The organism is Micromonospora sp. (genome assembly GCF_048594385.1).
Taxonomy (GTDB): domain Bacteria; phylum Actinomycetota; class Actinomycetes; order Mycobacteriales; family Micromonosporaceae; genus Micromonospora; species Micromonospora wenchangensis.
The window spans coordinates 1-5,093 of the sequence record NZ_JBMDWU010000591.1 but is presented as its reverse complement, the minus strand read 5'-3'; the positions used below and the strand labels follow the sequence as shown (position 1 = coordinate 5,093).

The window sequence follows — 5,093 nt, the reverse complement described above, 5'->3', positions numbered from 1 at the left end:
CCCTGCCGGTTCGCCGGCCGGAGCGGCGCCCCGGTCCACGGCCAACGCCACCCCGGTCGTCCCCATCGTGCTCAGTGCCAGCGCCGCCGCCAGCACCACTCGTCCACGGATCCGCACGCCGCAACCTCCCCGTATGCCGGCGACGCGACCGGCCCCGCCGCGCCCGCCCGGTCGGACCGGCGGGGGCGAGGCCCATCGATGCGGGCCGAGTCTAGCCGCCCGGTGAACCACCGGGTGCCCCGCAGGACGGGTCAGCTCAGCGACTCGCGCCACTGCCGGTGCAGCGTGGCGTACCGGCCGCCGCCGGTGGCGGCGAGCCGGGCCGGCGGGCCGTCCTCGACGATCCGTCCGGAGTCGACGACCAGCACCCGGTCGGCGGTCTCCACCGTGGAGAGCCGGTGCGCGATCACCAGCGCGGTGCGGTCCCGCAGCACGCTGGCCAGCGCCTGCTGCACGAGCCGTTCGGTCGGCACGTCCAGCGACGACGTCGCCTCGTCCAGGATCAGCACCCGGGGGTCGGCCAGGAACGCGCGGGCGAACGCGACGAGCTGCCGCTGCCCGGCGGAGAGCCGCCCGCCGCGCCGGTGCACCTCGGTGGCGTACCCGTCGGGCAGGGCGGCGATGAAGTCGTGCGCGCCGATCGCCCGCGCCGCCGCCTGCACCGCCGCGTCGGAGGCGTCCGGTCGGCCGAACCGGATGTTCTCCGCCACCGTGCCGCCGAACAGGTGGTTCTCCTGGGTCACCAGCACCACCGCGCGCCGCAGCTCGGCGTCGGACAGGTCCCGCAGGTCGACCCCGTCCAGCTCGACCGTGCCGGCGTCCGGGTCGTGGAAGCGGGCGAGCAGCTTCGCCACCGTCGACTTGCCGGCACCGGTCGGACCGATCAGGGCCACCGTCTGCCCGGCCGGCACGGCCAGGTCAAGCCCGGTCAGGATCGGCGTCTGCGGCCGGTAACCGAAGGAGACGGCACGCAACGTCACCGCGCCCCGCCCCGGCCCGGCCGGCAACGGCACCGGTGCGGCCGGTTCGGGCACCCCCGGTCGTTCGTCGAGCACCCCGGCGAGCTTCTCCAGGGCGGCGGTCGCCGACTGGAGCGAGTTGTAGAACTGGCTCAGCTCCTGCATCGGGTCGAAGAACCGGCGCAGGTAGAGCAGGAACGCGGCGAGCACCCCCACCGCGGTGTCGCCGCCCAGCACCCGCCAGCCGCCGTACCCGAGCACCGTGGCCACCGTGACATTGCCGATCACCTTGATTCCCGGCGAGTACGTGGCGATCAGCCGGAACCCGTGCAGGCTGGCCCGCCGGTACTCGTCGTTGACCGCCTCGAAGATCTCCTGGTTGCGCGGCTCCCGGCGGACCGCCTGCACCGCCGGGAGCCCGCCCCGCGACTCGACGAAGTGGACGATCACCAGCGCCACCGCCTCCCGGCTGTGCCGGTAGGCCTGGGCCGAGGCGTGGGCGAACCAGCGGGACAGCCAGAACAGGAACGGGAACGCCAGCAGGGTCACCGCCGCCAGCGGCAGGTCCAGCCAGAGCAGGATGGCGGCCACCGACAGCACCGACAGCGCGGCGGCGACCAGGGTGTCGATCCCCCCGTCGACCAGCTCGGCGATGGAGTCGACGTCGCTGGTGAGCCGGGACACCACCCGACCGGAGGTGTAGCGCTCGTGGAAGCCGACCGAGAGGGTCAGCAGGTGGCCGTACACCCGCTGGCGGAGGTCGAGCAGGACGGCCTGGCCGATCCGGGCGGAGCGGGTGAGGTAGCTGCGCCGGGCGGCGTACTCGGTGAGGGCCGCGACGGCGAACGCGCCCGCGACGGCGGCCAACGGACCCGGGTCACCGGCGCGCAGCGGCGGCACCGCCCGGTCGATGCCGAGCATGACCAGGTACGGCCCGGCCATCGCGGCGGCGTTCTGGGCCAGCAGCAGGCCCACCGCCACGCCGAGCGACCGTCGGTGCGGGCGGAGCAGGTCACGCAGCAGCGCCCGGCTACGCTCCCGCAGCCGGGCCACCGCCTCCGGGGAGTCGTCCTCGGCCCGGCTGCGGTCGGCGTCCGGGTCGGTGGCCCGCCCCCGCCAGTGCGCCAGCGCGGCGGCCCGGCCGTCGCCCCCGGCCGGGCCCTGCTGCCGGGGCGGCCGGCGGATCACGAGCGCACCAGGCCCGGTGCCGGCGTGGGCTCGGCGGCGAGCACCGCCCGGTACGCCGGCACCGTGGCCAGCAGGTCACAGTGCCGGCCGACGGCGGTGATCCGGCCCCCGTCGAGCAGCGCCACCCGGTCGGCCAGCGCGACCGTCGACGGCCGGTGCACCACCAGCAGCGCGGTGGTGTCCCGCAGCACCCGGCGCAGCGCCGCCTCGACCAGCGCCTCGGTGTGCACGTCCAGGGCGGAGAGCGGGTCGTCGAGGATCAGCAGCGCCGGCCGGCCGAGCACCGCGCGGGCCAGCGCCAGCCGTTGCCGCTGCCCGCCGGAGAGCGACAGGCCCTGCTCGCCCACCCGGGTCGCCAACCCCCACGGCAGGTCGTACGCGAAGTCGGCCTGGGCCAGCGCCAGCGCGGCCCGGACCTCGTCGTCGGTGGCGTCCGGGCAGCCCAGGCTGAGGTTCTCCCAGACCGACATGGAGAACAGCGTCGGCTCCTCGAAGGCCACCCCGACCAGCCGGCGCAGCGCGTCCAGACGTACCCCGCGCAGGTCGTGCCCGTCCAGGGTGATCCGGCCACCGGTGACGTCGTGCAGCCGGGGCACCAGGGAGAGCAGGGTGCTCTTGCCGCAGCCGGTCGCCCCCACCAGGGCCAGCGTCTCGCCCGGCTCGACGGTCAGTTCGATCTCCCGCAGCACCGGTTCGGCGCTGCCCGGGTAGCGGAACGACACCCCCTCGAAGCGGAGCCGGCCGCGCACCGCCGAGCGGGCCAGCGGTACGGCGTCCGGGGCGTCCACGATCGACGGCGGCGTGTCCAGCACCTCCTGGATGCGGTCGGCGGCGGTGGCCGCCTCCTGCCCGTTGGCGATGATCCAGCCGAGCGACTGCACCGGCCAGATCAGCATGAGCTGGAGACTGACGAAGGCGACCAGCTCGCCGATGGTCAGCGCGTCCCGGGCGACCAGTGTCGCGCCGCCGACCAGCGTCGCGCCCAGGGTCAGGTTGGGCACCAGGTCGAACAGGGCCGACGCGCCGGCCAGCAGCGCCCCCTTGGCCACGCCGGTGTCGTGCAGCGCGCGGGCCCGCCCGGCGAACCGGCCGGCCAGTTCCGGCCCCCGCCCGTACGCCTTCATGGTGCGCAGCCCCTGCGCGGTCTCCTCGACCAGGGTGGCCACGTCACCCTGCTGGTCCTGCATCCGCCGCGACGAGGTGTGGTAGTGCCTGCCGAACCGGCGGCTGATCAGGAACAGCGGCACCGCGCTGGCCGCCACCAGCAGTCCCAGCGGCCCGTGCAGGCGGATCAGCAGGATCACCACGGCGACGTAGGTGACCACGTTGAGCACCAGGAACAGCAGCCCGAAGGAGAGGAACCGGCGTAGCACCGACAGGTCGCTGATCGCCCGGGACAGCAGCTGCCCGGACTGCCAACGGTCGTGGAAACCGGCCGGCAGGCGTTGCAGGTGGGCGTAGAGGTCGGCGCGGATGGTCGCCTCCATGCCGACCGAGGAGGAGGACTGGCTCCACCGCCGGATGAAGATCAACACCGCCTCGACCAGGCCGAGCAGCAGGGCCAGCCCGCCGAGGCGGAGCAGCCCCGCCGGGTCGTGCCGGGCGACCGGCCCGTCCACCACCCGTTGCACCAGCAGGGGTACGGCCAGACCCGCCCCGGTGGCGGCCAACGCCGCCGCCAGCAGCAGGACGTACGCGGCGGCGTACGGGCGCAGGTAGCGGCGCAGCCGCCAGAGGTTGCGCAGCGACCGGACCCGACCGTCCGCCCTCGGGGCCGGGTCGCCGTCGCGCTGCGCAGGCACTACCCGACGGTAGCGTCGAACGGCGTCGATGCGGCTGTCAGCTTGCCGTCAGCCGCCGCTCGTGACCGAGCAGCCACTCCTTCACCGGCAGCCCGTACCGGTAGCCGCCGAGGGTGCCGTCGGTGCGCAGCACCCGGTGGCAGGGCACGAAGAGGGCGGCGGCGTTACGGGCACAGGCGGCGGCCGCCGCCCGCACCGCGGCGGGCCGGCCGGCCAGCGCGGCGTACCCGGTGTAGGTGACCGGCTCGCCCGCTTTGACGTCACGCAGCACGGCCCAGGCGTGGGCCTGGAACGCCCCGCCGCTGTACTGCCGCACCGGCACCCCGTCGATCGCGGTCAGGTCCCCGTCGAGGTAGGCGCGGACGGCGGCGGTCACCGGGCCGAGGTCGGCGTACGGCTCCAGCGGGCCACGCAGGCTCGGGTGCACCAGCGGCAGCAGGCTGTCCGGGTCGGCGGTGAACCCGGCGGCCCGGACCGCGCCGTCCGGGTCGACGAGCACGCTGAGCGGGCCGGTCGGGGTGTCCATGGTGGTCGTGCCGATGGTGGTGGTGCCGAGGGTCGTCATGCCGCTCTCCAGAGTCTGATCGCCGCGTACGACCGCCAGGGCCGCCAGCGGTCGGCGTACGTGTCCAGGGTGGTGGGGGTGGCCGGCAGGCCGAGGGCGGCGGCGCCCCGGCGTACCGCGAGGTCGGTGGGGAGCAGGACGTCGGGGTCGCCGAGGGCCCGCATGGCCAGGTAGCCGGCGGTCCACGGGCCGATCCCGGGCAGTGCGGTCAACCGTCGTACCGTCTCCGCCCGGTCCCCGCCGGGTTCCAGGTCGACCTCCCCGGCGGCGACCGCCCGGGCCAGCGCGCGGATCGTCTCCCGCCGGGCGGCCGGCATCCCGAACGCCGCATCCGGCAACCCCAGCACCTCCTCCGCCCCCGGAAACCCCCAAACCTCCCACCCGCCCGCCCCGGCGTCCCCACCCGCCGCGCCGCGCCGGCCCGCCCCGTCGGGGTGATCAAGAGGTTCGCGTCGCCGGGAAGCGCTCTCCGTGACGCAAACCTCTTGATCACCGGGGTCAGGGCCGGGGTCAGGGTCGGGGCGAGGGCTGAGGGCTGGGTGGGGAATGTGGGTGAGGAGGCGGGTGAGGGTGGTGCGG

Annotated in this window: 4 protein-coding genes; all 4 read right to left on the bottom strand. The window is 75.5% G+C overall.

Features of this window, described 5'->3' with window-relative positions:
* Positions 1 to 251 precede the first annotated feature (251 nt).
* Positions 252 to 2,087 carry an ABC transporter ATP-binding protein gene (locus ACOJTC_RS30905; RefSeq protein WP_420119523.1) on the bottom strand — a complete coding sequence of 612 codons (1,836 nt, stop codon included), beginning with the start codon at positions 2,085 to 2,087 and terminating at the stop codon, positions 252 to 254.
* A gap of 56 nt (positions 2,088 to 2,143) precedes the next feature.
* On the bottom strand, positions 2,144 to 3,949 hold the full coding sequence (locus tag ACOJTC_RS30900) for an ABC transporter ATP-binding protein (protein ID WP_420119522.1): 1,806 nt from the start codon (positions 3,947 to 3,949) through the stop codon (positions 2,144 to 2,146).
* Positions 3,950 to 3,986: 37 nt separating this feature from the next.
* Complete coding sequence (locus tag ACOJTC_RS30895) at positions 3,987 to 4,514, bottom strand: methylated-DNA--[protein]-cysteine S-methyltransferase (RefSeq protein WP_420119521.1); 528 nt, start codon at positions 4,512 to 4,514, stop codon at positions 3,987 to 3,989.
* A partial coding sequence (locus ACOJTC_RS30890; protein WP_420119520.1) for a DNA-3-methyladenine glycosylase family protein occupies positions 4,511 to 5,093 on the bottom strand: 583 nt, incomplete at its 5' end. The genes ACOJTC_RS30895 and ACOJTC_RS30890, both read right to left, overlap by 4 nt.